The following is a 23,203-nucleotide window of genomic DNA, read 5'->3' as shown; positions in this document are numbered from 1 at the left end:
AGGCACCCCTAACTGAATGAGATGGTGATCGAGCAGCCGGATACGGCCATGTAGTCGCGGCTGCCGCTCGCATAGATCGCGAGCCCGCGTGCCGCACCGGATGCGAGCTGTGCCCGCCATGACGCGGGCAGCGTCGCCGTGCCGGTCGCACCGACCGACAGCGACAGCAGGTCCTCGGGCCCGTCGTCGAGGGTGAACGAGCCCGACGGCGGCGAGGCGTAGCCGTGCAGGTAAAGGTGCAGCGGGCGTTTCGAGTTGACGCCCGAGCCGGTGCGCCGACGGAACTTGACGGTCATTTTGGCGACGGTCTTCCCGGCGCACGCGTCGACGATCCGCGAGCCGAAGAAGAACCCGCCGCGCCGGTTGCCGCCCCCCGTCCAGTCGCCTTGCATCGGATAGGACGCATAGTCGTCGGGGCGGCCGTTGCGCCATGTCCCGTAGTCCGTGGGGGAGACCGTGACCGGTTTCGGTGCCCGCTCGGCCGGCGCGTCCGGCGAGGTGTCGGTCGCGCTCGCGAGCTGCCCGTACAGCTCGACCTTTCCCTCGGAGTTCTTCCGCAGGTACAGCGTTTGCACGGTCTGCCACCCGGACCCGGCCGGCGCCGCGGTGCCCCACGTGGCGGCGCGCACGACTTGCTCGTCTAGGGCGACGTCCTTTGCGAGCGATCTGATCGTGTCCTCGTCGACGTCGCCGGGGTCGTCGCCGAGCCGCCACATCACGACCGGGCGGGCGCCCGGCCGGAGCGCGACCCAGTCGCCCCCCTTCCGGTTGCGGTAGGAGTCGGCGCACGGCACGTCGAGCAGCAGCGCCCCCCGATAGTCGAGGTTCACGCCGGTGTCGGTGATGTCGACGACTTGCGCCGACACCGTGCCGCCGGCGGCCGTCGCGTTTTGTAGGGCGGCGAGCTGCTCGCCGAGCGCGGTCGCTGCCTCGTTCACGTCGTCGTCCTCCGTGCGGTCGTCCTGGTCGTGCAGCTCATTGAGGCGCCGCCGAGGCTGTACGAAAGGCTGTCGACGATGTGGCGCTGCCACTCGCCGGGCCGCACCTCGACCTCGACGACGTCGCCGGGTTCGAGCGCGGGGTGACACACCGCCGTGAAGCTGAGCGACGACTGCACGCCGAGGCTGTCGGCGAGCCGTGACTGTCCGACGTCGAACGCCTGCGCCTCGGTCGTGATCAGCGGCGACGAGTACCGTTCGACCCGCAGCCGCACCCACGGCAGCCCGAGCCGCTGCGGTGCGAGCGGGTCGTTCACCGGATCCGGGCCGGCGTAGGTGAGGCTGTTCGGGTCGTCGTCCCATGCGTAGACCGGGCCGACCGTGGGCGAGCCGTCGCCGCCGTCGCCGCTGATGACCCACAGGTTCACGAGCCCCTCGGCCGACTGTTTCTCGGCAGGCTTGACCAGGGCGACGCCGTACGGGATCCGCCACACGACCGGGTCGTCGAGGGTCGGTGTCGGCGCCATGGTCGGCACGCCGCGGGCGTCGCAGTACACCTCGGCGGCGAGCGCCGCGGCGATCCCGGTCGCGGTGCCGCTGGTGTCGGTGCCGCCGGACAGTGCCTGCCACCGGTCCTCGTCGACGACGATCTGCGGCACAGCCGTCGACCGGTCGGCGCCTGCCCGCCATGACACGACCGCGCCGGGCAGCGCCTCGGCGACGAGCGGGTCGACCAGGTTCCCGGCGGTGTCCGGTCCGATGGTGCGCGCCTGCGGGAACCGAGCGCCGCGCAGCACGTCCTCAAGCCCGAGCAGATCGACCGTGGCGCCGAGCCGGCTGCGTTCGGCGCCGTCGACGACGTACACGCCGGCCGGGATCCATACGGTATCCATGCGCGGCCCGGCGATCCCTTGCCACAGCCGGACCCGGGTTGCCTCGGTGTTGATGCCGTCGCGGCCGAGCTGCACCCCGATGAGTTCGCAGCTCGTCGAGTACCGGCACTCGGCGCTGCGGTCGGCCCGTATCTCGGGATTGCCGCCGACGTCGACCGCCCGCCACGTCTGCCCGCCGTCGTTGGACCATTCGGCGCGCCGCGGCCGCCTCGCCGGCCCGAGCACCGCGCGGTGCACCGCGTCGGGAACGGGCAGCATGTCAGATCGCCCCGTCCGTCGAGAGCGACGCCCACGATCCGTAACTCGCGGCGACCGCATCCCACGACGCGAACCGCTCGGCGAGGGCATCCCACGACCAGCCGGGCAGCCGCATCGGCTGTCCGGCGGTGTCCGGCCGGGCAACGGGTTGGATCGTCCATGCGAACCGGTACCCCTCGCTCGACCCGAGCTTGCCCGTGGGTGTCGGCCCGGTCACGTCGCCCGGCACATGGAACGAATCGGGGAACAGGTAGCCGGGTCGTGCCTGCGCGAGCAGCACGCCCGCGCGCAGCAACTCGCGCACCTGGTCGACGTCCTCGGGTCCGACGTCGACGGTCACCTGATACGCCTCGGCCGACGCGGTGTCGTAAGCGACCGCCATGTACGGCGAGCCGGCGATCTCTGTCGTGTCCTGCCGTGCGGTCGACGAGCCGCCCGACCAGTCAACGACCATGACGCGCATCGACAGCCCGGGCTCGTCGACCGACTTGATCCACAGGTCGCGGTCCTCGCCCGCCTCGGGCGCGGGCACCGTGACCGCGAGGGACGACGCCGGCCCGGTCGACCCGTCGGCGTACACCGGGGTCGCGGTGTAGACGACGGCGACACCGAGCGGCGCCTCACTGTCGTACGCGGTACCGACGCCCTCGATCGCCCATGCCGGGTCGGCGCTGCGCACCGGTACCGGGGCGGCCGCGCCGGGATCCTGCCGGACGATCCGCACCTGCATGACGTCGGCGACGTCCGGTACGGCGGTGACCCGGATCGACGGCGAGGCGTTCGCGGCGCCCTCCCACGCGCCGCCGGGCAGCGACCCGTCGACGTAGTCGGACGGCGCACTTACCCCGATCTCGACTTGCATCGCGTCCGCCAGCCACACGACACCGACGGGCCCGTTGTAGGCGACCGCGACCTCGGTGCAGGTCTGCCCGGCGGGCACCGTGTACTGCGCGCTCACCCGCACCCACTGGTTCGCGGTCGGGGTGCCGACGCTCACCGTGCCGAGCGTCGCCGACGCCGACCGGAAAGCGAAGAACACAGTCGTGCCGGTGCCGGGCACCTTGACCCACGCCGAGGCTTGCAGCACCGTGCCCGCCGGCGCCGGCTCGATCGTGTACCGCGAGCCGCAGAACGTGCCGCCCGAGGTCTGTGTGTGCTGGATGGACGCCGTCCCGTACCGGGCGTCGGTCGTGACCCGGGCCCGGGTGCCGAACGAGTACAGCGCCGTGTTCGCGAGGTCGACCTCGGCCGACGGGTTGAGTACCCGGTTCCGGGCGGCGGGCGCGGTGTCGCCGTTGTACGACAGCACCACACCCGCCCACACCTCGTCGACGATCGCGGCGAGCCACCCGTCGGGCGAGGTGATCCGTTCCGGCGGCGTGATGTGCGGCGCCGCTAGGTCGACGATCATCGGCATGCGTTTATCCCCTCTTGGATCCGGCACGGCTGCGGCCGCGGACAGTGGCGAGCCCGGCGTCGACCCGCTCGTCGACGACCGCGACGAACTCGCGCTCGCCGACCCGCAGTACGAGCGTGTCGCCGCGCTGCAGCCCGGCCGGCTGCGCCTGCCCGGCCGCCGTGGCGACCGGCAGTACGGGCGGTATCGCTGCGGCGCCGAGCCGCTGCGCGCCCGCCCGCACCGAGGCGAGCGCCTTATCGGTGCCGACGACGACGCCCGCGCCGACCATTTCGCCGACGCGCTGCGTCTCGCGGCTCGGCGAGTGAATGTCGAGCCGGTGCTCGATCGAGTCGACGAGCACGTCGCCGAGGTGCTTCATCTGTTTCTGCAGTTCCTTCTCGCGGGCTTTGAGCCCGGTCAGGAACCCGTCGCCGGCCTTGCTGCCGGCGTCGTACATGCTGTCGGCGAGAGTGTTGCCGTATGACGTCGAGAGCTTGGCGCCGGACGCCGCGAGCCCGTTGATCTTCTTAATGTCGCCTGCGCTCGCGCCGGCGACGAGCTGCGCGAGGTTGCTGTCGGGTCCGGCGGCGACGAGCTGCCGAATGACCGACTGAGACACGCCCCGCTTACGGGCTGTCTTGATCAGCGATTGGAACCCGGCGAGGTTCGACTGCCGCGACTGCATGCCCGCGATGAGCCCGCCCACCGACGTCACGTCGCCGATGTTCGACAGGGACATGTAATCGGCGGCCGCCGACTTCTGGTCGGTGGCCGCTTGCTTGGCCGTGGCCAGTCGCGACGCGACCCGGTCACGGTCCTTCGCGAGCGCCTGCAGCTTGCTCGACGTCCGGCCGACCTGGTCGGCGAGCGCCTTGCCCGCCCTGCCGGTCTTCCGCAAGTCCTCGGCGAGACTCTTTGCCGCTTTCGCTATGTCGCTCGCCGAGCCGGTCAGACTCTTGGTGAACGCGCCGAGATCGCCCGGAACTTGCTTGCGCGCGGCCGCCGCGACCTTGGCGCCGCTCGTGCCCTTGGCGAACCCTCGCAGCGCGCCGAGCCCGGCCGCCATGCCGAGCGAGGTTCGGTGGTCGAACACTTCGGTGCCGCCACCGCCGAACCGCACGAGCTCCGGACCCTGCTCGCCGACCCACGCGAGCTCGCCCCGCTTCGGCCGGCCGCCCTTGGCATACCCGCCGGGCCGGTTGTACGCCGCGGCGAGCGACCCGTACCGGGCGAGCGCGTACCGCATCGAGGCGTACACGTTCGCGAGCGGGTCATAGATGCCACGCGAACGCAGCGGGCCCGCATAGGCGTTGAACGTCGCGCCGATCGTCTGCATGAGCCCGCGCGAGGGGTCGCCGTTCTTCGCGTTGACGTCCCAATTGTTGATCGCGTGCGGGTTGCCGCCGCTCTCCTGGTTCATGCGGCGCAGCACGACGGGCAGTAGCGACGCGGGCTGTCCGACGAGCTTGAGCGCCTGCAGTACGACGCCCGACCACCGCTGTACGCCCGAGCCGCCGATGTCGCCCGCGCTACCGAACGCGTCCTTGGCCGCGTTCACGATCTTGTCCTTCAACCCGGCGAGCATCTTGATCGGCACCTTGCCGATCATCTGCGCGTACTTGGATTGCCCGACTCGCGCGATCGTCTTCTGTATCCCGCCGACCGCCTTGTCCCACAGCTTGCCCGGGTCCGACAGGAAGTCGAGCCCGGACATGACCGCGCCGCCGACCTTCTTTGCTTTGTCGCCGAGCCACCCTGTGACCTTGCCGACGACGCCGCCGTCGGCGAACTTCTGCACGGGCAGCTCGCCGTGCTGGTTGATGTACTGCAGGGTGTCGAACCCGACCGCGCGGGCGCTGCTGCGCTTGACGACGAACTCATCGGCCATCATCAGCGCGGGAATGCTGTCCTTGCCTGGCACGCCGCCGCGAGTGCGGCCGCCCTCCTTGAGCAGCTTCGGCGCGGCGGGCAGCTTGCCGAGCCCGACGAACCCGGCGACCTTGTCCCAGACGGATTTGATCCCGTTTGTGTAGACCGACCGGATTACGAAGTTCACGGGCTTTTTCGTGACGTCGATGATCTTGCCGAACGCCTTGCCGATCGCCCGCTGCGCCGACTCGAACGCGTCGCCGAGCAGCCGCACGCCAGACTTGCCCGCGTCGAACGCAGGCTTCAGCCCCTTGGACCACAGCCACCCGGCGGCCGAGCGGATCCCGTCGAACGCCGGTTTGATCGCCGACCGGTACAGCCACGTCCCGGCCGCGCCGAGCGCGTGCACGCCCGCCTTGAATACGCCAAAGATCACCTTGACGCCGCCCCACCACCACACGGCGGCGGCAACGATCCCGTGAAACGCCGGCGAGATCGCGTTGCGCCACAGCCACATGCCGACCGCACCGACGAGGTGAATCGCCGACATGACCGCCGAGAACGTCGGACGCAGGACCGAGCCCCACAGCCACACGCCGAGCGCAGCGATCCCGTGGAACGCCGGGCCGAGCGCGTTCGACCACAGCCACGTGCCGGCCGCGCCGATCCCTCGGAATGCCGGGGCGAGGACTGTCTGCCACAGCCACGTGCCGACCGCGGCGACCGCCTTGAAAGCGAGCACCAGCGGCGTGAGCACGAGCACGGCGAGAACCGTGAACATGATCTTTCCGGCGGTCGCAATACCCGAGAACGCGGGAGACAGGACGTTGGACCACAGCCACACCGCGGCCGTGCCGATCGCGCGCAGCCCGACCATGAGATACCCGAACCCGACCTTGAGCGCCGACCACAGGTAATCCCAACCGACCTTGATCCCGGCCCATGCCGCCTGCACGATCGAGCGGAACGTGTCGCTCTTCTTGTACGCGACGTACAGCGCGGTGCCGAGGGCGACGAGCCCGATCACGATCAACGTGATCGGGTTTAGCGCCATCACCGAGTTGAGCAGCGCCTGCGCCCCGGCGAATCCCTCGGTCACGGCGGTGCCGACGAGGATCGCCGCCCGGTACACGCTGAACACTGCCGTCACGATCCCGGTCGCGATCGCCTGTGCATTCAGCGCGAGCGTGACACCGAGGATCGCCACACCGAGCGGCGCGAGCCACGCCCCCCACTTGACCAGCCACCCGCCGACCGCGCCGACCGCGCTCGCGACCGCGACCAGGGCGGGCACGAACACCGCGCTCATGATCCCGGCGACGATCTTTACGGCGGGAAACACGTCGTCGTTCAGGAACTGCCCGAACCGCCCGAGGACGGGCAGCACATAGGCAGTGATGAAATCGGCGACGACGGCGAGCGTGCGCCGCTTGAACACGTCGAAAGATGTCATCACGGGGTCGTGCAGGTTCGACGCCATGTCGCCGGCGGCGCCGCTCACCTTGCCCATGGCCTTTGTTGCCTTGCTCGGGTCGAGGGCGTACAACGCGGCGCCGAGGTCCTCGGCTTGCGTACCGAACAGCGCGACCGCGGCCTGCGACTGTGTCACCGGATCCTTGATCCCGCGCAGCCGGTCGAGGGTGAGCTGCAGGACACCCGCCGACGCCTTGCCGCCCTTGGCGAACTTGGCTGCCATCTTGTCGGCGTCGAGCCCGAGCGCCTTGAATCCGCTAGCGGTTCCCTTGCTACCGTCGACCGCCCGGATCGAGAACTCTTTGATCGAGTCGGCGACGATGTCGCCGTCACGGGCGCCCGCCTTGAGCCCCTGGTTAATGAGCCCGATCCCGGTCGCGCCCGAGATTCCAGCCTTGCGCCACTGTGTGCCGTACTCGCCGATCGTGTCGATCAGATCGCCGGCCTTATCGGCGCCCGACTGGAACCCGGTCGTGAGTAGGTCGAACCCCTCCTTGCCGTTCTTCACGAGCCCGGTACGGATCATCTGCCCGACCGCCGCCGCCGACTCGTTCACGTCGACGTCGAACGCCTCGCTCAGGGCGAGGGCGTCCTGCGTGAGACCGGCCATCGACTTACGCGGCCCGTTGATCGACGCGACGCTGTTCTGCTGCAGCGCCTTGATCGCGTCGTTCACCTGGTCGATCGACTCGCCGTACCCCTTGGCGTACACGCCGCCGGCGATCTTCCCGGCCCGGGCCGACTCCTTGTCGGACAGCCGCAGTTGCGCCGCGAGCTTGCCGCTCGCGTTGTTCTTCTCGACCGCCTCGACGAACCCGGCGGCGAGCAGCGCCCCGCCGACGCCGGCGACCGCCGCGATCCCGCCTTTCATCTTGTCACTCATGCCGGACAGGAACCCGCCGCCGGCTTCCTCGCCGGCCGCCTCGCCCGCCTGCACCGACTCGCCGCGGGTTCCCTCCTGCAGCGCCCGGCCGAAGTTCCGTACCTCGGGGACGATCGACACGTATCCGACGCCGACCTCGACCGGCATTCGTGATCACCCCTTATCGGGCAGTACCTGCGATGTGATGTGCTCGTACGCGGCCCGCGCCTTTGCCCGGTCCTGCTCGGCCTGCGCCTCGCGGTCCTCGGGCAGCGGGTCGCCCGGACGCCATCCGGGTTCGGGCCACGGCATCGGCGGTTTCTTCGGGTCGCGGTTGGCGTTCACGAACGCCGTGAACAACAGGTTCAGCAGATCGCGGCTGTCGGCGGCCGCGTAGGTCTCGGCCTGCCACGCGTGCCCGTTCGCCGCCCGGGCGGTCGCCCCGTCCGGCGGCAGCCCCTCGACCATGACCCGCAGCAGCCGCAGCGTGATCTCGCCCCGCCAGTACGCGGCGAGCGGCCCGCCCTGGCCGTAACCGGGGTAGTGGTGGGCGAGGTCCGCCTCGACGGCCTCGGGGTGCTCGCCGAGGACGTCGAGGACGTCGTACGTGTAGACGTCGACGGCGTCGCCGCCGTCGTCGCCTACTTCCGTGTAGGGCGGTGCTTGGTGACCGTGTCCTGCATTTCGGTGCGCGCCGCGAGGTAGACGAGCATGAGCCCGTTGGCGTCGCCGCCGCTCTTGACGTAGTCGTCCCACTGGTCACCGAGCAGCGCGCGCGCCTTCAGCCCGTCGCCCTCGGCGGCGTCGACCTCGCGGGCGAGGTCGTCGCTCATGAACAGCGGGTGCGGCATGGTCCACACCTTGCCGTCGTCGGTCTCGACCTCGATCTCGGATCCGCCGACCGCGTCGGCGTACGACGCCTTGACGGCCGACAGTCGGTACCGTGCCTTGCCGGGCTTGCTCATGATCGTCTCTCTCTTTCTCGGGTGAGCTGCGGGTGAGCATCGTTAAGGGCGGGGGGCGGTCGGGGCTCACCCAGAACCGCCGCCCCCCGCCCGATCAGGGGAGCGTCAGCCGCCGGCCGGGGCGAGCGCCCGCCAGCCGGGCCCGTCGATCCAGTTACGGCACGACGTACCGACCGCACTGTCGCGGTACGCGGTGAGGGTGACGGGCCGGGTCGTCGGATCGGCCCGCGACCACGTCTCGTCGTCGCGGTCGGTGAGCCGGACCCGCGGCAGGAACTTGACGACGTAGATCTCTCCGCCGTCGTCGCCGTAGTCGAGCCCGATCGCGAGCAGCCGGCGGAACGGGTTGCGCGGCGTCTTGGAGCGGTCCCACGTCCACGCCGTACCGATCGCGGGCAGCGCGCCCGCACCGGACAGGGGCAGCCCGTTGTACAGGGCGACGGTCGCGGCGTTCGTTTCCTGCGGGCTGAAACTGACGGTCATCACGTCCGACTCGACGTCGCTGCGGGTCGGCTCGGCCGACTGCGACGAGGTGACGTCGGACATGCTGACGTCGCTCGGGAACGCGATTCCGTCGTCGGTGGTGTAGCCGATCGGCTGGTACGCGGTCGGGATGGCGACGAGGTTCCCGTCGGTGTCGAACGGGTTCGTGATCGCGGCGGCGCTGATGTCCGCCGCGAAAATCGCCTGAACGAGTTGCTTGCGAATGAGTTCGGTGTGCAGCCCGTCCTCAAGCGACACCGGGGTCGGTGTGGTCATGGGGTATCCCTCCATGGGAAACCCCCGGCCGTCGCACGGTCCGGGGGCGTGTGGTCAGTGATGGCGGGTGAGCCTGCGATCAGGGGGCGAGGGCACGGCCGCGCAGCGACACCTCGACGGCGAACACGACGCGCGGCTGCCCAGAGTCGGCGTCGGGTAGATCGTTCGGCCCGCCGACGTCGGCGACGTCGTAAGCGACAGCGCCCCGCCACCCGGGCATTGCGAACAGCAGCGCCCGGGCGACGATCGCGAGGTCGGTCGCCGCCTCGTCGCTGTCGCCCCAGCAATGCACGTCGATCCGCGGCCGGTCCGTGATCCGGTCGAGCCGCGTACCGCCGACCCGTTCGAGCCGCACGAACCGTGCCGGCCTCGGGCTCGGCACACGCGTACCGACCGGCACCTCGTCGCCGCGGGCGGCGAGCGCCTCGTGCAGGTACGCCCGGACGACGGCGACGCCGTCGGGGTATCCGACCGGGGCGCCCATCACTCGACCTCGCGGGCGGCGTCCAGGGCGCGCAGCAGCGCCGCCCGCGACACCGCCGGGTCGCTGGTCGAATAGTCACCGATCACGGCGCCGCGCGCCCGCTTGCCGTCGGTGGCGACGTCGACCCGGAACTGCCCGCCGGCGCCCGCGGCCTGCGCCGCCTCGCTCGCGGCCGCCTCGACAGCCCGTGTCTTCCGCTCGATCAGCGCCGCCGTCTCGGGTGTCTTCAGGAACCCGGCGATGTTGCGCCGGTTCGGAACGAACCCGTCTCGTGCCACGCGATCACCCCTCGACGCTCTTCAACCGGATCTCGTAGTGATGCAACTCGGCCGGGGTGTACGCCGGCCCGGGCGGGCCGATCACCTCGAACTGCAGCCCGCCCCAGTGCACGCGGTCGGCGCCGTACACCGTGAGCGGCTGCCCGTCGGCCGTGACCGGGTTGCACAGCATGAGCCACTCGCCGATCTGCGCCGACCGCTGGTCGGTGTCCTCTGCGGCTGTGTTCTGCTGCAGCCACGCGGCGACGTCGACGCGGGCCGACGTCGACCAGTCGACGACGCGGTTCCCGTACCGGTCGGCCTTGCTGCCCGGGTGCTCGACCTCGACCAGGTGCGGCAGCACGTCACCCGGGATCACAGCGGCCCCCGCGTGTAGCCGAGGTGCCGCCACTCGTACGGGTCGACCCGCCAGCCGGGCAGCCCCTCGTCGACGACGCCGAGCGAGTACGCGGCGTCGGCGCCCGGGTCGGTGACGTCCTCGGGTACGAGCTGCGCTTTCTCGTCGTCGGTGAGGTACAAACCGCCGTCCTCGCCGAGCGACTCGGAATACTGCCCAATCGTGCGCTGCCGGTAGCCGCCGGGATTCGCCATCACCCGGCGGACGACCGACACCGCGATCGCGCGCAGCGTGCCCTCGTCGGGTACGTAGCCGGTCGGAATGTGCCGCTGCATGAGCGCCGACGCGTCGTCGAGATACGCCGCGACCTGCGCCCGGCGCGGGCTGCCGTCGGGGAGGGTGACGGCGGCGCGCGCCTCATAGTCGGCGACCGTTGCGAACGCTGCCGCCACCGCCCTACGCCTCGCGCTCGATCACGCCGGCCGACTCGCACGCCGCGATGATGTCCTCGCGGCTCGCGTGCGTGTCGTACTCGACGCTGTGATCCTCGGCGAACTTCCGCCACGCGTCGACGCCCGAGCCGCGGCCCGTGCGGGGCGGCGCCCCGTCGCCGCCGCCGGTGCGCGGGTCGTTGTATCCGACCGTGCCCGGCTCGCCGTCGTCGCCGCTGTCGGCGTCGCTCTCCCACGCGTGATCGCCGATCCGCTCCGCGGTGTCGGCGCTCATGTCGCTGCCCGGCCCGTACGCCGTGCCGTCGACGTACACGAACCCCCTCAGCCGGCGCGCCATCACAACACCTCAGCCTTCAGCGTCAGGTCGGGCTCGCGGACGACGGGCATGCCGACGGCGGCCGCGTGCGTCCACAGGCGCACGGGATCCTTCGTCTTCCACGTCGCGGCGACGACACCCGCGCGGCCGGCGACCGACGCGTACTCGGGCTCCATCGACTCGGCGGTCGTACCGAGCAGGAACCCGCCGAGGTCGGTCGGGCTCGCCGCATCGGTCGCACCCGCCGACGGCAGGAAGACGATCGCGTCGTCCGGCATGATCCGCTTCGGCGTACCGTCGACGGACACCCGGCCGTCGTTGAGTTCGATCGGCGGCAGATCGAGCGACGACAGAACCGTGTTGAGCTGCTCGACCGACACCATCGGCGCCGACCCCGACGGGGCGAGCGGGTACACCTGCCGTACGACCTGGTCGCACTGCCGGAAGTGCGACAGCACCGTACGCGCCATCATCTGCACCGCCGGCGGCGTGCCGTTCGTGTCGACGTACGTCTGCACCCACGCCTCAAGGTCGTCGAGGGGGCGGGCGTTCGCGTGATCCGACCACAGCACCGCGGCGATCACCGAGTGCTCGGGCCGGCGGCCGAAGTCGACCGGGGCGAGCTGCACCCGATTCTCGTTGATCGTGAACCGGGCATCGGCGAGCGCCTCACCCTTGCCGAGCTCGAACCGGGCCGCGATGTTCGTCGCGATCCGGTACGCGTCGCGGGCGATCGCCTGCCGCATCGGGTCGGCGGCGTCGAGGTTCCGGATCCGCAGGCTGTCGTACTCGTTGAGCGGGATCTTTTCGCTGATCGGGGGCAGCTCGCCCATGACCTGCGCGACGCCCTCGCGGCGCCCGATCCGGGACTCGGTGTCCCACGCCCGGTAGACGCTCGCCTCGGCGAGCCCGCCGGTGCCGCCCTTCGTGTACTTGAAGGTGATGTCATCGACGGTCACGTTCGGCAGCCACCGCGCCAGACCGAACGCGTTCACCTGCTGCTCGGCGAGCGACAGCCGCACGAGCGCCGTCAGTTCCGCCGGGTCGATGTACTCGGTGTCGAGGACCCATCCCATCTAGGCCACCCCCTCTCAGATAAACCGGATCGAGCCGGCGACGTCCGCCTGCCCGGCGGCGTCGACAGCGACGGGAAGACGAGCGGCGCGCACCTTGCCGTGCACGAGCATCGCGCCGGCGACGTCGACAGCCGGGTTCGTGGGCGCCTTGACGGCGGCGAACAGGAACCCGACGAGGGTCTGCCTGCCATCGCTCGCCGCGTTGTCATACGGCCCGTACTTGCCCGGCGTCGCCGTGATGGCGCCGAGCGGAATACCGCTCTTGAAGTACCCGGCCGGGTAGTGCGTCGCCGGGGTGAACGTCGACGTGTCGAGGGTGACGGATTCCGTCGCCTGCGTGCCGTGCTCGCTACCGAGCCACGACTGATCGTCCACCCCGAACGACTGAGTCGTCAGACTCAGATCCATGGTGATCTTCTCCTAGGTCAAGTGCCTGATGTGGTGCGCGGCTTGCGCCCGAGCAAGTCCTCGAACAACGCGCCCGCGTCGACCTCGCCGCGCCTCGTCTTGCCGCGGCCACTGCCGTTGCGCGCGCCCTGGTAGCCGCTGCCATTCCGACGCCGGCGGCGCGTGTCGCGCTCGTCGTCGTCGCCCTCGTCGCCGTCCTTGCCGGACCCGGCGGGGGCGAGCTTGTCGACGAGCGCGGCGATCGCGTCCTCGTCGACGTCGCCCTCGTCGTCGACGTACCGCCGAAGGTTGAGATCCTCGACGACGTCGGCCGGGTCGGTGATGCGGCCCTTGGCTGCGGCGAGGAACACCGAGCGGGCGATACGCACGCCCGACTTGCCGCGCTCTTCAGCGCGTGCCGCCGCGACGGCAGCCTCGGTCTCGCTCATGCCCTCGCGTCGCAGCCGGGCGAGTTCCTCGGCGTCGGCGCTGTTCTTCTTCGCGCGCTGCTCCCACTTGCGCGACGCCTTGAGCCGTTCGGCGATCTGCGCAGGCTTGAGCCCCTCGGCCTTCCACTGCTTGATGACCGACGACCACTCGTCGCCGCCGTCGCCCTGGTCGCCGTCGCCGTCGCCGTCGCCGTCGTCGCTGTCGCCCGTGTCGGACTCGTCGCCGTCGCCGTCCTGGTCGCCGCCGTCACCCGAGCCGCCGCCGCTCTCGCCGCGGCCGTCGCCGCCGAGGATCGGCCAAATGGGCTGCAGCCCGTCCTCGCCGGGGCGCGGCTTGCGCCAGCCGAGGGCGAGCTGCCCGGTACGGGCATGTCGAGGCAGTGTGCGCGCGTGCATGGTTGTATCTCCCGTGTCGGGGTGGGGTGAGCGTGGGGTGCGCCGTGCCGGCGCGGTCACGAGCCGGGTATGTCCTTCGGGCCCGTGAAGTCGTGGCGTGCCACGGCGAGCAGCGGCCCGTACTCGCCGTGTTCACGCGTAATGATGATCTTCCGATAGTCGGGTGCGCGGCCGCCCGCATCCGAGGCGCCGACACCTTTCGCGATCGCGTCGTGCGCCTCGCGCAGCGTCGCCTCGTCGATGATGTGCCCCGGGTCGCGGTCACCCTTGATCGGCATCGGCCTGCAGTTACAGCCCGGATGAATCGGCATGAGCTTCTCGACCCGGTACCGCTGCGTCGACGCGATCACGCACAACGCGCAGTTACTCGGGCCGCGCAGGTCGCGCCGGAAGAACCGCACGCCGCCCCGCTCCATCGACTGCCGTGCCGCGTGCGTGCGGGCGAGCTGCATGTCGGTCTCGGCGATCGACAGCAGCCGCGTACGCGCCTCGCCGAGCGCCTGCCCGTACGCCTTGCCGCGACTGAGCGCGGTGTACGCGGTGACGAACGGCCGCCGGTACACCTCGGCCGGCGGGGTGCCGCGCAGCGCCTCGGGCAGCTCGACCCCGGCGGCCGGCGTCGACGTGCCGAGCATGTCGCCGATCATCGCGGACAGGTACGCGTCGGTGATGTTCCCCATCTGCTGCTGCGCCGCGAGCACGGTCGGCAGCACCTGGTCGACGAACGCGGCGGCGTCGCGGTCCCGGTAGCCGCCGAGACTGTCGAAAGCGTCGAGGACGAACGTGACCACCCGGTCCCGCAGCGACGTCGACAGGGCGTCGTACCGCTCGGTGAGCGCCGCCTGCAGTTGCTCACTCGGCACCGGGCACCGCCGTCTCGTCGGGCAAGTTGCCCGCGGTCGGCGCCGGCGTCGCCGGCAGGAGCGACGCCGCGAGCAGCTTCGCGGCGGCCGCACCCGAGGTGATCCGCCGTACCTGCTGCGGTGTCTCGCCGAGCCGCTCGGCGATCACGTCGAGCGGATAGCCGATGCTCGACAACTTCGTCGCGGCGTCCGCCATCACGGCCGGGCTGAAGTACTGCGGGTCGGCCCAACGCACGGTCGCCTCGACGTAGTCGTCGGGCACGCCGGCCTGCGCCGCGGCGAGGCTCATCACGTCCTCAAGTCCCTCGCCGAACGCCGCGATGTGCTCGCGCACCTTCGCGACGTGCATCACGTCGAGCGCGGCGATCGCGTCTGCGGCGATGTTGACCAGGTCACTGCCGTAGTAGTACGCGGGTGTCTGCGACACGATCAGCATGTCGCGCACGTCGGCCGCGTGCTCGTCGAGGAACGGACGCAAGTCGGTGGCTTCCAACTGCCCGAACTGCGCGGCCTCGCCCTCGGATACCCATATGTTGCCCGGGCCCGGCACGAACGGCTGCTCGACCGTGACGAGCCCGGTCGCCGGGTCCGTACGTTTCGCGAACCGGTGCCCCTTGATCCATGCCTGCCGGAACCCGCTGTACCGGCTCGCCGCCATCCGGTTAAGGATGCCGAGATTGAGCCGGTCCTGCCCGTCCATGACACACGCGAACTCGGGCTCGGGATCCTCGCCGAGGTCCGGCATCCGGGCGAACTCGATCAGCGGCATGCGGTCGAGGTCATGCGGCTCGCCGTCGTCGTCGCCGACGTACACCCATGAATCCGGGCCCCACGGCAGACGGCCGGCGGCGCGCTCTTTCGTCCGGTACGGAAACGAGGTGTCGTCGTACATCACCCGCGCGTACCCGTAGCCGTCGAGATCCGAGTGCCACGCCTTGAGCCCGACGACCGGCTCGCCGGTCTCCGGGTCGTACTCGACTATGCACTCGCTCGGGTGCTCGGCCGTGATCAGCGGCGACGGCCGCCCGTTGTCCTCTTTGCGGGTCGGGTGCGGGCCGACGAGCATGTACCCCGTCGACTGTGCCATCGCGCAGCGCCACACCATCTTCTGCCGCGAGTCGAGCCGGTTGAGCTGCCACCACCGCGACGCATTCTCATCGGGTGCACCGTCCGACCCGGTGACACCGAGGGCGAGCAGCCGGTGCACGCTCGCGTTCGCGATGATCCCGCAGAAGTTCGTGCGGGCTTTGCGCTGGAACTCCTCGAACGCGGCTTGCGCGTTCTTCGGGAGTTGCGGCATCGGCGGCCGCCCCCGGTAGTACCGCCACCACTCGTCGAGGACGCCCTGACGCCGGCGCAGCCGACGGCCGAGGCGCAGCAGCATGTAATCGGGATTGTCGAGATCGGGCGTCTCGTCGAGCACAGTCGCGCCCCCTTCCTGTCAGAACGTGCCGCCGTACATTTCCTCGGGCTCGACGCCCACGCCCCGCGCGATCGCGTCGAGCCGGCACTGCCACGCCAGCACGGCGGCGATCGTCGCGTCGATCTTGTGCGGGCTGTCGGGGTGCGCCTTGCCGATCTGCAGACCCGACTTACTCGGCCGGCGGCGCGCGTTGACCAGGTGCCGCACAAGCGCCGACGAGCCGTCGTGGGACAGCTCGCCCTCGGTGAGCGCGGTGTGAAACTTCTCCAGCGCCCGCACGATGTACGTCGACCGGCCGCCGGTCATCCACCACTCGATCGGATGGTTCCGGGTCGCCTGCACCTGCAGCCGCGGCCCGTACGCCGCTTCCCAGTCGGCGACGTGCGATTCCCATTTGGCGGGGTCGGCGTAGAACCCGACGACGTCGTACGTGTCGAACGCCTCGTGCACCGCGGCGAGGACCTCGACGACCGGCACTTGCCACTCGACCGGTTTGCCATCCGGCCCGGCCGGCAGCCGGTCGGGCTGCTCCCACACGCCGATCACGAACACGTGCCCGTCGGACAGCCGGCAGCCGATCAGCGCGGTCGCGTCGGTCACGCCGCGCGCCCGCTTCCGGCTGCCGTCGAACCCCAACACGATCCGCTCACCCGGCTCGACGCGCTTGCCGAGGTCCGACGAGGCGCGCACCTCGGGCTCGGTCAACCATGCGTCGCTCGCGTGAGTGATCTGATTCAGGAAGTCGGCCCGCAGGTCCTGCACGCTGTTGCTCGTGTCGTAGAACTCGGACGTGAGCCGCTCGATCGGCGACCAGCCGGGCTCGCACGGCGGATCGTGCAGCACGCACCCGTCGGGGTGATCGCTGCTGTCCCCGTACGCGTACCGCAGCCCGGCGACGAGCGACCCCGTGTCGGTGATATCCGTGTCCGGCGGCGCCTCGCGGTGATCGACCAGGATTCCGCGCGCCCGCGACCGGCCGTCGATGATCGCCTGATAGTCGGCCGCCGACTGCTCGGCGACGCTGCCCTCGCCGGGGGTGAACGCGTTCGGCGTCTCGATCAGCGACCCGCCGAGTTTCGCGGCGTTGAACCGCATCACCTTCGCGAGCCGCACGCCGCCATTCGATGCCTTCCATTCCTCCGTCTGATCGAGCGACGCGAAACACGCCGGGTCACCCTTCGCGCTCGTCGCCGACGACGTGATCGGGCTGATCTCGCCGCGCGGCAGATAGATCACGGTGTCGAGGACCTCAAGCCCGTAGTCGGTCGACAGGGACCGGCCGCGCGCCATCTCCCGTAGCGGGATCCATGTGTTATCCGTCTGGTCCTCGGTGACGGCGGCGATACGTACGAGCGGCGTACGCAGCGAATGCCACGGCCGACCGACCGGCTCGCCGTACGAGTCGAACCCGTCGGCGACCACATCGGCGCAGCCCTCGGCGAGCGCGATCGCCCCGACGAACGGCGACTTCCCCCACCCGCGCGGCCGCGACAGCAGCCCGCGGTGAATGACCCGCCGGCCGGTGCGCGGGTCGACCTCGTAGAACCGCAGCAGGAACTCGGCTTGTTCGGCGGTCGGCACGAACGGCTCGCCGTCGTCCCGGCCGGGCTGCGCGAGGTTCGCGATCATCCAGTCGAGGACGTAGTACCCGAGGGTCGGCCGCTCGCCCTCGTAGTCGGGCCCGCGCCACGGCATGACGACCCCCCGCTACGCGCCCTTGCCGCTGCTCTTGCCGCCGGGCAGCGGCCGCAGGTTCCCGTACCGCTCGCGGGCGCTCGGCCCGCCCGACCGGCCGCTGCCGCCGTCGGCGCCGTCCGCCTCGGCGAACACCATGCGCAGCCGGGCCCTGTCCGCCGGCGTCGCACCGAACGCAGCCACGCGCAGCCGCAGCTCGGCCGCCGCCGACAGATCACCCCGCCACAGCCGGGCATGGATCAGCGCGGTGTCGAGTAGGTACTGCCAGTCGGACGAACCGAAGTGCTCGGCCTGCGGGCTGTCGATCCATGTCTGCCACCACTCGCGGGTGCGCTCGGGCCACACGAACTCGACGAGGTCGCCGTCGCGTTCGATCCGGAACTCGGGCAGCTCGGGCGCCTCGGCCCGCTCCCACCTGAGTACCGTCTGCGCGACACTGTCGGCGTTCCGCCGGACCTTACGAGCCTTCGGCGGCGGGCCATTGCCTGCCATAGCTGAACCTCCCGTGTCGGGTGTGCGCTGCAGCGCGACCCGTGCCGGGGCGCTACAGCAGAGAATCGATCACGTGCTGCAGGTCGCCGAGGCGCTGCGGCGTGCCGCCGAACGTCGCCCCGGTCACTGCCACATAGCGGCCGTCGCCGTACACCTCGACCGGGCCCGCGCCGAGCCGCAGCCTGCGCCCCGTACCGCCGGGCAGTCGGCCGTGCCCCCACACGTGCAGCCCGTCGCCGCCGACGCTGCGCTCAACCCAGCACCCGGCGGCGGCGTCGAGGACGCCCTGCGCCCACGGTGCGACCTGGTCGCCGTCGAGGCAGTGATCGAGGTCGAGCACGACGAGCCCGTCGCCGTCGAGGACGAACCCGAGCCCGCTGCCCGCCGTCGACCTCGACGCCTCGCGGTAGGTCGACCAGGTCGCCGGGTCGGTGCTGCTCGCCGTCGCACCGCCGACCGTGATCGGTACCTTCCGCGAGGTGTGCCGGATCCATCGCGGCCGGCTCGTCAGCTCGGCCGGGATCGTGCGCGCCGCCCGGTGCGCGGCCGCGCGGCACGCCGGCCTGCAGAACCGGGCGTGCGACCGAGCCGTGATCGGCATCGGCCCGCCGCAGTGCTCGCAGGTGCGCCTCGTCGTCATGAGTCCATGATATCGCGGCGTACGCTTTTAGCGCTCTGACCTGCACGTATCAGGATCGTATCGGTGGGGCGGCAGGCTGAGAGGCGATCTGCGGTGCCCATACCGCCCGCCATCGAATCAGCCTGCCGCGCCCGTGCGCGCCGCCCAGCGCGCCGCCCACGCCCCGCAGCGTGGCCGTTTTCCCCAGACCCGTACAGAACGAGCCCCACAGCACCTCCCGGGGCCCAGACGGGGCGGGGAGGGGAGTCACCCCCCAGGGGGCGGGCTCGGCCGGGAGATCGCCGTACAGCGGCTCTGCTCAGATGAGCCCGGGGTGCCGCTCGGGTGGTCGCGTCATGCGCTCGGCCCACCGCGCCGCGTTGCCCTCGCGGCTGCTCTTGATCGCGTGGTGGTCGCGGCACAGCGCTTGCAGGTTCTCGTACCGGTGATCGTCGCCGGGGGTGATGTGGTCGACGTCGGTCGCGGCCCGTCCGCACACGGTGCGCCGCTCGCGCCATCGGCAGCGGTGCTCGTCGCGGCGTAGGACGTAGGCGCGGCGCTCGGGCCAGTCGGCCGGCAGCTCGTACCGTCGTCGGCTGCCTGCCCATCCGCCGCTCATGTGTCGTCGTCCTCGTCGTACTCGTCGCTGCGGTCGTCGTCGTAGGGCTCGGCTCGTTCGGTGCTGCTGTCGAGGGCGACGCCGTCGAGGCTGCCGCCGTCCTGGTCGCGGCGGGCGAACCCGAACGGCTTGCGCTCGGGCTCGGGCTCGGTGGTCGGTGTGGTGCGCAGCCGGTCGAGCAGTCGGGCCGCGGTCTGTTCGATCTCGTGCAGTGTGGGGGCGCCGCGCCCGTCGGCCTCGATCTCGATCTCGTGCGTGCCGTCCGACAGGTGTACGCGCATGGGGGGCGGTCTCCTGTCGGGGGGTAGTGCCGCGCAGCGCAGGGGGCAGCAGCCAGCAACCCGCACTTGATCGTGTGTGTGTCCTGCGCTGCGCGGAGTGGTGGGGATACACGAACGCCCCCGGCCGGTGTCGGCTGCGGGGGCGGTGTCTTCGCTGTCCTCGTTCGGGCAGCGGTCGTCTTGCGGCACCAGAGTGCGACAGCCGGGGGCGGTTTGCAAGCGCCGTCGGGGCGGGTCGAGTGAGTGAGCGTCATGATCGCGAGCCGCCTACTACCGGTAGGTGCTCTCTCTACCCCAGCCATAGACCGGAGGGGAGGGGAGGGGATTACGCGCGCGCGTAGGACCGGGGAGTCTCCCGGGGACAGATCGCCGTGACCTGCGAGGGAGTGATTTTTTCGGCGTGAGTCTCGATCGAGTTTCGTTCCATTTCTCGTCGAGTTTCGTTTCAGATTGCGTCGAGAATGCGCGCGGAAGCCTGCGATCCGGGGTGTCGGGAAGCGTGTGAGCGCTGCTCTTACCGCCCGGTAGAAATGTGTCGCAACTCACACTCGGCGCGTGTCCGCGTTGTCCCGTGTGTCCGTATCGGGGTACGGCGACGCCCCGCCCGGCGAGGTGCCAGACGGGGCGTCAAGGGGTGCGCAGCGGCTGCCCGTTACTCGGCCGCGTCCTCGCGGGACCGGCGCAGCATGGCGGCGAGGTCGCGTACGCCGCGGGCGCCGAGCGGGTGCGTGATCCCGGCCGCGACGAGCGCCTCGTCGACTGCGGCGAGTTCAGCGCGCAGCCGGGCGACCTCGGCGTCGCGTGCCTCGGGCGTCCGTAGGGCGTCGACGAGGCGCATGAACGTCTCGGCGTCCTCGTCGGGGATACCGAGCAGCTCGGCGGCGTCCTCGGGTGTCAGTGGCTGCATGGGGTGGCGCCGTCGGCGGTGCGTCTGCAGGAACTCGTCGGTCATGGGGCGATCCTCTCGTGACTGCGCCCCGTGCCGCGAGGGGTGCGGTACGGGGCGCTGCGGGGGGTGTGGGCTACCTGCGCGGGCCGGTCTGTGACTTCCAGCCGGCGAGGATCCCGCGGTTATTCGTGATGTTGTACGTCGTCGACCCGCCGCCGCGCCGGCCGCCCGCCGCGACCCACACGACGCCGGCGACCGCGGCGACGGCGAGCAGCCGCACGAGGCTGTCGACGAGGATCTGCAGCGCCAGCATGCCGAAGTACGAGCCGGCGCCCGCGCCGACCGCGAACACGCCCCGGGCTGCGAGGCGCTGCGCCTGCGGGTCGAGCCCGGACGGGGCGGGCGGCGCGATGGGCGCGGCGGGCACGTACTCGGGCCCGTACTGGGGGTGCAGCACGCCGTCGATCCGCACGTACCCGGTCACGCGCATGCCGGGCGGCGGGGCGGGTGCGAGGTGCTGCTCGGCGGCGGGGACGACGGCGGCCGGGTAGACCAGGCGGGCGACCTGGTCGGCGGGGCGTGTGGTGGTCGGGCGGTTCATGCTCCGGTGTCTCCGTTCGCGGGGCGCACGGCATACCGGCCGTACGTGGGGCGGTGTACGCGCGGGTCGGCGCCGAGCCATCGGCCGATCGTCGCGGCGTGCGGCACCTCGACGTCGGGGTGCAGGCGGGCGATCGAGTCGCGGATCGCCTCGGGTCCGATCCCGGCCGGGCCGGCGCCGCGCACGATCTCGAACACGAGCCGGTACCGCGGGTCGCTGCTCGGCTGTGCCTCGTCGTCGGCGCCGCCGGTGTCGGTCGGCGGGGTGTAACCGAACTCAGCCTCGAAGATGGCGCGGGCGCGCGCGTCGAGATCGGGGTCGCGCTCGGTCGTCTCGTCGATCTGCCCACGGATCCGGCGCAGCGCGGCGTCGGCGTCGGCGATCGCCTCGTCGGCGTTCGGGCCCGGCTCGGCGGGCTTGTCCCAATCGGCTGTCGGGTCCGTCCATCCCTCGCGCGCCGGCCGTGCGTCCTCGACGACCGCCGTCGCCGCCGACGTGGCCGAGGCGGCCGCGGCGGGTGCTGCCACACCGGTGAACAGGTGCTCGGTGCCCTCCCACCGACGCTCGTACGCCTCGCCGGCTGCCGTCCGGGACAGCTCGTCGAGTTCGGGCCGGTACCCGGCGGTCGCGGCGACGATCTGCGCGATAACGCTCGGCACCATCCGGTACGCCTGAAACGGACGGGCGGGCCGGTCGAGGACCTTATACGCGCCGGTGCCCGGCGTCGGCATGTCCTGCGGGGTGATCCGGTCGGCCCACCCCATCAGATAGTTGAGTTCGCGCTCGTCAGCCTGCATGGCGACCTTGAGCCCGGACTGCACGACGAGCTGCGGCTCTTCGAGGACGTCCTGCGTCGCGCGGAGCGCGGTCATCATCACGTTGCATGCGACGGCGCGGGCGAGTTCGACCACCTGCAGCAGTGCGTCGCCGGCCCGCTTCAGTGTCGGGTTCTTCCGCGCCTTAGACGAGTAGAGTTCGGCCGCCTCGTCGCCGTTGACGATGATCGCGGGCACCTGCGGGCTCACGGGCAGCTTGTCGTCGTCGACCTCGATCTGCAGGTTCGCGTACCCGGGCTTGCGCGCCTTCGCGATCCGCAGCAGCGCCTCGGCCATCGCGAGCACCTTCTCGGGCGTGTCCGCGACCCAGTCGATCGGCGGGCGACCAGGGCGGTCGAGCTTGTCCCACGCCCGCAGCCACGGCAGCGCGATACCGCCGCCGTTCAGGTCGATCACCCATGACAGGGCGTCGACCATGCGCTGCTGCGCGCCGATCCACACGTTCATCAGGTTCGTCTTACCGGACCCTCGGCGGGCCGAGACGATCGCGCACAGCTCGCGGCACACGATCGCCGACTCGCTGCCGTCGCGGTGCACACCCCACTGCATGGGGTCGTTGTACGAGCGGGGCGAGTAGTCGTCGGGGTACATGCGCGGCTCGGCCGCCGTCTGGTTGACGGTCTCGATGTTCGCGAGGAACGAGCCGCGGTCGATTCCCTCGGTGACCTCGATCGTGCAGCCGACCGGCAGCCGGGCGTCGGCGGCGAGCCCGTCCTGTGCCCGCTGGATACTGCGCCACGTGTGCCCGCCCTCGGGCAAGCGCCCTTCCAGGGTGAACCCGCCGCCGTGCTCCCACATCTCGACGCCGACGATCTGCACGCCGTCGATACCGCACACCCGGTCGATCCGCGCCGACCACTGCTCGGCGAGCGCCCGGTACCGGCGGGCGATCCCCTCGTACGCGGTCGCGGTGTCCTCGGCTGCCTGCGCCGCCTCGGCACGCCGCTGCGCCGCTCGGTTACCGGCCATGCCCGAGCCGAGCCCGACCGCGCCGGCGAGCAGCGTCGCAACGCAGTTCATGCGCCACGGCCCGTCGACGAGCGCCCACGAGCACCACGACCCGGCGCCGACCCACGCGGCCGCCCGGAGCACGAGGCTGCTGCGGCCGACGCCGGACATACGGCCCGCGATGTGCGAGCCGACGAGCCCGGCGCCCGCGACGGCGGCACCCCACCACGGGGCGGCGCCGGCCGCGTTCGCCGCGTACGAGGCGGCGAGCGCGGAACCGGCGGCGCTGATCGGGGCGGTGAACGGTCCGTGCCCGGTCTCCCAATCGATCTGCACTGCTCTCCCC

25 protein-coding genes are annotated in these 23,203 nt (G+C 71.3%); all 25 read right to left on the bottom strand.

All coding sequences use genetic code 11. From position 1 onward, the window contains the following. Nucleotides 1-8: 8 nt before the first annotated feature. The 25 genes from ACWCPN_RS10160 to ACWCPN_RS10040 all read right to left on the bottom strand — a co-directional run bounded on the left by ACWCPN_RS10160 (nt 9) and on the right by ACWCPN_RS10040 (nt 23,193). Nucleotides 9-938: a hypothetical protein gene (locus ACWCPN_RS10160; protein ID WP_451204048.1), complete on the bottom strand. Its 930-nt coding sequence runs from the start codon at nt 936-938 to the stop codon at nt 9-11. After that, nucleotides 935-2,089, bottom strand: a complete 1,155-nt coding sequence (locus tag ACWCPN_RS10155) for a phage tail protein (protein WP_451204046.1) — start codon at nt 2,087-2,089, stop codon at nt 935-937. Before ACWCPN_RS10155 ends, ACWCPN_RS10160 begins: the two co-directional genes overlap by 4 nt. A 1-nt stretch (nt 2,090) precedes the next feature. Then, entirely contained in the window at nt 2,091-3,533 is a 1,443-nt protein-coding gene (locus ACWCPN_RS10150) for a hypothetical protein (protein WP_451204044.1), read from the bottom strand. Further along, the gene (locus tag ACWCPN_RS10145; protein ID WP_451204042.1) at nt 3,511-7,860 is read right to left on the bottom strand and encodes a phage tail tape measure protein; all 4,350 of its coding nucleotides are present in this window, start codon (nt 7,858-7,860) and stop codon (nt 3,511-3,513) included. The genes ACWCPN_RS10150 and ACWCPN_RS10145 overlap by 23 nt, the downstream gene beginning before the upstream one ends. A gap of 6 nt (nt 7,861-7,866) precedes the next feature. Beyond that, nucleotides 7,867-8,448, bottom strand: coding sequence for a hypothetical protein (locus ACWCPN_RS10140; protein WP_451204040.1), 582 nt, complete (start codon nt 8,446-8,448; stop codon nt 7,867-7,869). Beyond that, nucleotides 8,334-8,657: a hypothetical protein gene (locus ACWCPN_RS10135; protein ID WP_451204038.1), complete on the bottom strand. Its 324-nt coding sequence runs from the start codon at nt 8,655-8,657 to the stop codon at nt 8,334-8,336. Before ACWCPN_RS10135 ends, ACWCPN_RS10140 begins: the two co-directional genes overlap by 115 nt. A gap of 105 nt (nt 8,658-8,762) precedes the next feature. Further along, nucleotides 8,763-9,416, bottom strand: coding sequence for a phage tail tube protein (locus ACWCPN_RS10130; protein ID WP_451204036.1), 654 nt, complete (start codon nt 9,414-9,416; stop codon nt 8,763-8,765). 79 nt (nt 9,417-9,495) lie between these two features. Continuing rightward, on the bottom strand, nt 9,496-9,900 hold the full coding sequence (locus ACWCPN_RS10125; RefSeq protein ID WP_451204034.1) for a hypothetical protein: 405 nt from the start codon (nt 9,898-9,900) through the stop codon (nt 9,496-9,498). Next, nucleotides 9,900-10,178, bottom strand: coding sequence for a hypothetical protein (locus ACWCPN_RS10120; RefSeq protein WP_451204032.1), 279 nt, complete (start codon nt 10,176-10,178; stop codon nt 9,900-9,902). The genes ACWCPN_RS10125 and ACWCPN_RS10120 overlap by 1 nt, the downstream gene beginning before the upstream one ends. Before the next feature lie 4 nt (nt 10,179-10,182). Continuing rightward, complete coding sequence (locus ACWCPN_RS10115; protein ID WP_451204030.1) at nt 10,183-10,536, bottom strand: hypothetical protein; 354 nt, start codon at nt 10,534-10,536, stop codon at nt 10,183-10,185. Then, on the bottom strand, nt 10,533-10,967 hold the full coding sequence (locus ACWCPN_RS10110; RefSeq protein WP_451204028.1) for a hypothetical protein: 435 nt from the start codon (nt 10,965-10,967) through the stop codon (nt 10,533-10,535). Before ACWCPN_RS10110 ends, ACWCPN_RS10115 begins: the two co-directional genes overlap by 4 nt. A gap of 4 nt (nt 10,968-10,971) precedes the next feature. After that, complete coding sequence (locus ACWCPN_RS10105; RefSeq protein ID WP_451204026.1) at nt 10,972-11,304, bottom strand: hypothetical protein; 333 nt, start codon at nt 11,302-11,304, stop codon at nt 10,972-10,974. Next, on the bottom strand, nt 11,304-12,359 hold the full coding sequence (locus ACWCPN_RS10100) for a major capsid protein (RefSeq protein ID WP_451204024.1): 1,056 nt from the start codon (nt 12,357-12,359) through the stop codon (nt 11,304-11,306). Before ACWCPN_RS10100 ends, ACWCPN_RS10105 begins: the two co-directional genes overlap by 1 nt. Before the next feature lie 15 nt (nt 12,360-12,374). Then, a complete protein-coding gene (locus tag ACWCPN_RS10095; protein ID WP_451204022.1) occupies nt 12,375-12,767 on the bottom strand; it encodes a head decoration protein in 393 nt (130 codons plus the stop codon). Between the two features lie 17 nt (nt 12,768-12,784). Next, the gene (locus tag ACWCPN_RS10090) at nt 12,785-13,591 is read right to left on the bottom strand and encodes a hypothetical protein (protein ID WP_451204020.1); all 807 of its coding nucleotides are present in this window, start codon (nt 13,589-13,591) and stop codon (nt 12,785-12,787) included. 56 nt (nt 13,592-13,647) lie between these two features. Continuing rightward, the gene (locus ACWCPN_RS10085) at nt 13,648-14,454 is read right to left on the bottom strand and encodes a hypothetical protein (RefSeq protein ID WP_451204018.1); all 807 of its coding nucleotides are present in this window, start codon (nt 14,452-14,454) and stop codon (nt 13,648-13,650) included. Then, complete coding sequence (locus tag ACWCPN_RS10080) at nt 14,444-15,877, bottom strand: phage portal protein (RefSeq protein ID WP_451204016.1); 1,434 nt, start codon at nt 15,875-15,877, stop codon at nt 14,444-14,446. The genes ACWCPN_RS10085 and ACWCPN_RS10080 overlap by 11 nt, the downstream gene beginning before the upstream one ends. Nucleotides 15,878-15,895: 18 nt before the next feature. After that, nucleotides 15,896-17,572 carry a terminase gene (locus tag ACWCPN_RS10075; RefSeq protein ID WP_451204014.1) on the bottom strand — a complete coding sequence of 559 codons (1,677 nt, stop codon included), beginning with the start codon at nt 17,570-17,572 and terminating at the stop codon, nt 15,896-15,898. A gap of 12 nt (nt 17,573-17,584) precedes the next feature. Continuing rightward, the gene (locus ACWCPN_RS10070) at nt 17,585-18,064 is read right to left on the bottom strand and encodes a phage terminase small subunit (RefSeq protein WP_451204012.1); all 480 of its coding nucleotides are present in this window, start codon (nt 18,062-18,064) and stop codon (nt 17,585-17,587) included. A gap of 52 nt (nt 18,065-18,116) precedes the next feature. After that, on the bottom strand, nt 18,117-18,704 hold the full coding sequence (locus tag ACWCPN_RS10065; protein WP_451204010.1) for a bifunctional DNA primase/polymerase: 588 nt from the start codon (nt 18,702-18,704) through the stop codon (nt 18,117-18,119). 298 nt (nt 18,705-19,002) lie between these two features. Continuing rightward, nucleotides 19,003-19,302: an HNH endonuclease gene (locus ACWCPN_RS10060; protein ID WP_451204008.1), complete on the bottom strand. Its 300-nt coding sequence runs from the start codon at nt 19,300-19,302 to the stop codon at nt 19,003-19,005. Beyond that, complete coding sequence (locus ACWCPN_RS10055) at nt 19,299-19,583, bottom strand: hypothetical protein (protein ID WP_451204006.1); 285 nt, start codon at nt 19,581-19,583, stop codon at nt 19,299-19,301. The genes ACWCPN_RS10060 and ACWCPN_RS10055 overlap by 4 nt, the downstream gene beginning before the upstream one ends. Before the next feature lie 652 nt (nt 19,584-20,235). Further along, nucleotides 20,236-20,535, bottom strand: coding sequence for a hypothetical protein (locus ACWCPN_RS10050; RefSeq protein ID WP_451204004.1), 300 nt, complete (start codon nt 20,533-20,535; stop codon nt 20,236-20,238). Nucleotides 20,536-20,605: 70 nt separating this feature from the next. Next, on the bottom strand, nt 20,606-21,073 hold the full coding sequence (locus tag ACWCPN_RS10045; protein WP_451204002.1) for a hypothetical protein: 468 nt from the start codon (nt 21,071-21,073) through the stop codon (nt 20,606-20,608). After that, on the bottom strand, nt 21,070-23,193 hold the full coding sequence (locus tag ACWCPN_RS10040; RefSeq protein WP_451204000.1) for a hypothetical protein: 2,124 nt from the start codon (nt 23,191-23,193) through the stop codon (nt 21,070-21,072). The genes ACWCPN_RS10045 and ACWCPN_RS10040 overlap by 4 nt, the downstream gene beginning before the upstream one ends. Between the last annotated feature and the right edge of the window lie 10 nt (nt 23,194-23,203).

The organism is Streptomyces sp. NPDC002386 (assembly GCF_053593175.1).
The sequence above is the reverse complement of the archived record's forward strand: the minus strand, read 5'-3'. Positions and strand labels throughout refer to the sequence as shown.

Bases quoted from the DNA above. Each gene is read 5' to 3' on its own strand.
- ACWCPN_RS10155 (WP_451204046.1), bottom strand. From the start codon at position 2,089: ATGCTGCCCGTTCCCGACGCGGTGCACCGCGCGGTGCTCGGGCCGGCG.
- ACWCPN_RS10145 (WP_451204042.1), bottom strand. From the start codon at position 7,860: ATGCCGGTCGAGGTCGGCGTCGGATACGTGTCGATCGTCCCCGAGGTA.
- ACWCPN_RS10135 (WP_451204038.1), bottom strand. From the start codon at position 8,657: ATGAGCAAGCCCGGCAAGGCACGGTACCGACTGTCGGCCGTCAAGGCG.
- ACWCPN_RS10130 (WP_451204036.1), bottom strand. From the start codon at position 9,416: ATGACCACACCGACCCCGGTGTCGCTTGAGGACGGGCTGCACACCGAA.
- ACWCPN_RS10125 (WP_451204034.1), bottom strand. From the start codon at position 9,900: ATGGGCGCCCCGGTCGGATACCCCGACGGCGTCGCCGTCGTCCGGGCG.
- ACWCPN_RS10105 (WP_451204026.1), bottom strand. From the start codon at position 11,304: ATGGCGCGCCGGCTGAGGGGGTTCGTGTACGTCGACGGCACGGCGTAC.
- ACWCPN_RS10100 (WP_451204024.1), bottom strand. From the start codon at position 12,359: ATGGGATGGGTCCTCGACACCGAGTACATCGACCCGGCGGAACTGACG.
- ACWCPN_RS10095 (WP_451204022.1), bottom strand. From the start codon at position 12,767: ATGGATCTGAGTCTGACGACTCAGTCGTTCGGGGTGGACGATCAGTCG.
- ACWCPN_RS10090 (WP_451204020.1), bottom strand. From the start codon at position 13,591: ATGCACGCGCGCACACTGCCTCGACATGCCCGTACCGGGCAGCTCGCC.
- ACWCPN_RS10075 (WP_451204014.1), bottom strand. From the start codon at position 17,572: ATGCCGTGGCGCGGGCCCGACTACGAGGGCGAGCGGCCGACCCTCGGG.
- ACWCPN_RS10070 (WP_451204012.1), bottom strand. From the start codon at position 18,064: ATGGCAGGCAATGGCCCGCCGCCGAAGGCTCGTAAGGTCCGGCGGAAC.
- ACWCPN_RS10065 (WP_451204010.1), bottom strand. From the start codon at position 18,704: ATGACGACGAGGCGCACCTGCGAGCACTGCGGCGGGCCGATGCCGATC.
- ACWCPN_RS10060 (WP_451204008.1), bottom strand. From the start codon at position 19,302: ATGAGCGGCGGATGGGCAGGCAGCCGACGACGGTACGAGCTGCCGGCC.
- ACWCPN_RS10055 (WP_451204006.1), bottom strand. From the start codon at position 19,583: ATGCGCGTACACCTGTCGGACGGCACGCACGAGATCGAGATCGAGGCC.
- ACWCPN_RS10050 (WP_451204004.1), bottom strand. From the start codon at position 20,535: ATGACCGACGAGTTCCTGCAGACGCACCGCCGACGGCGCCACCCCATG.
- ACWCPN_RS10045 (WP_451204002.1), bottom strand. From the start codon at position 21,073: ATGAACCGCCCGACCACCACACGCCCCGCCGACCAGGTCGCCCGCCTG.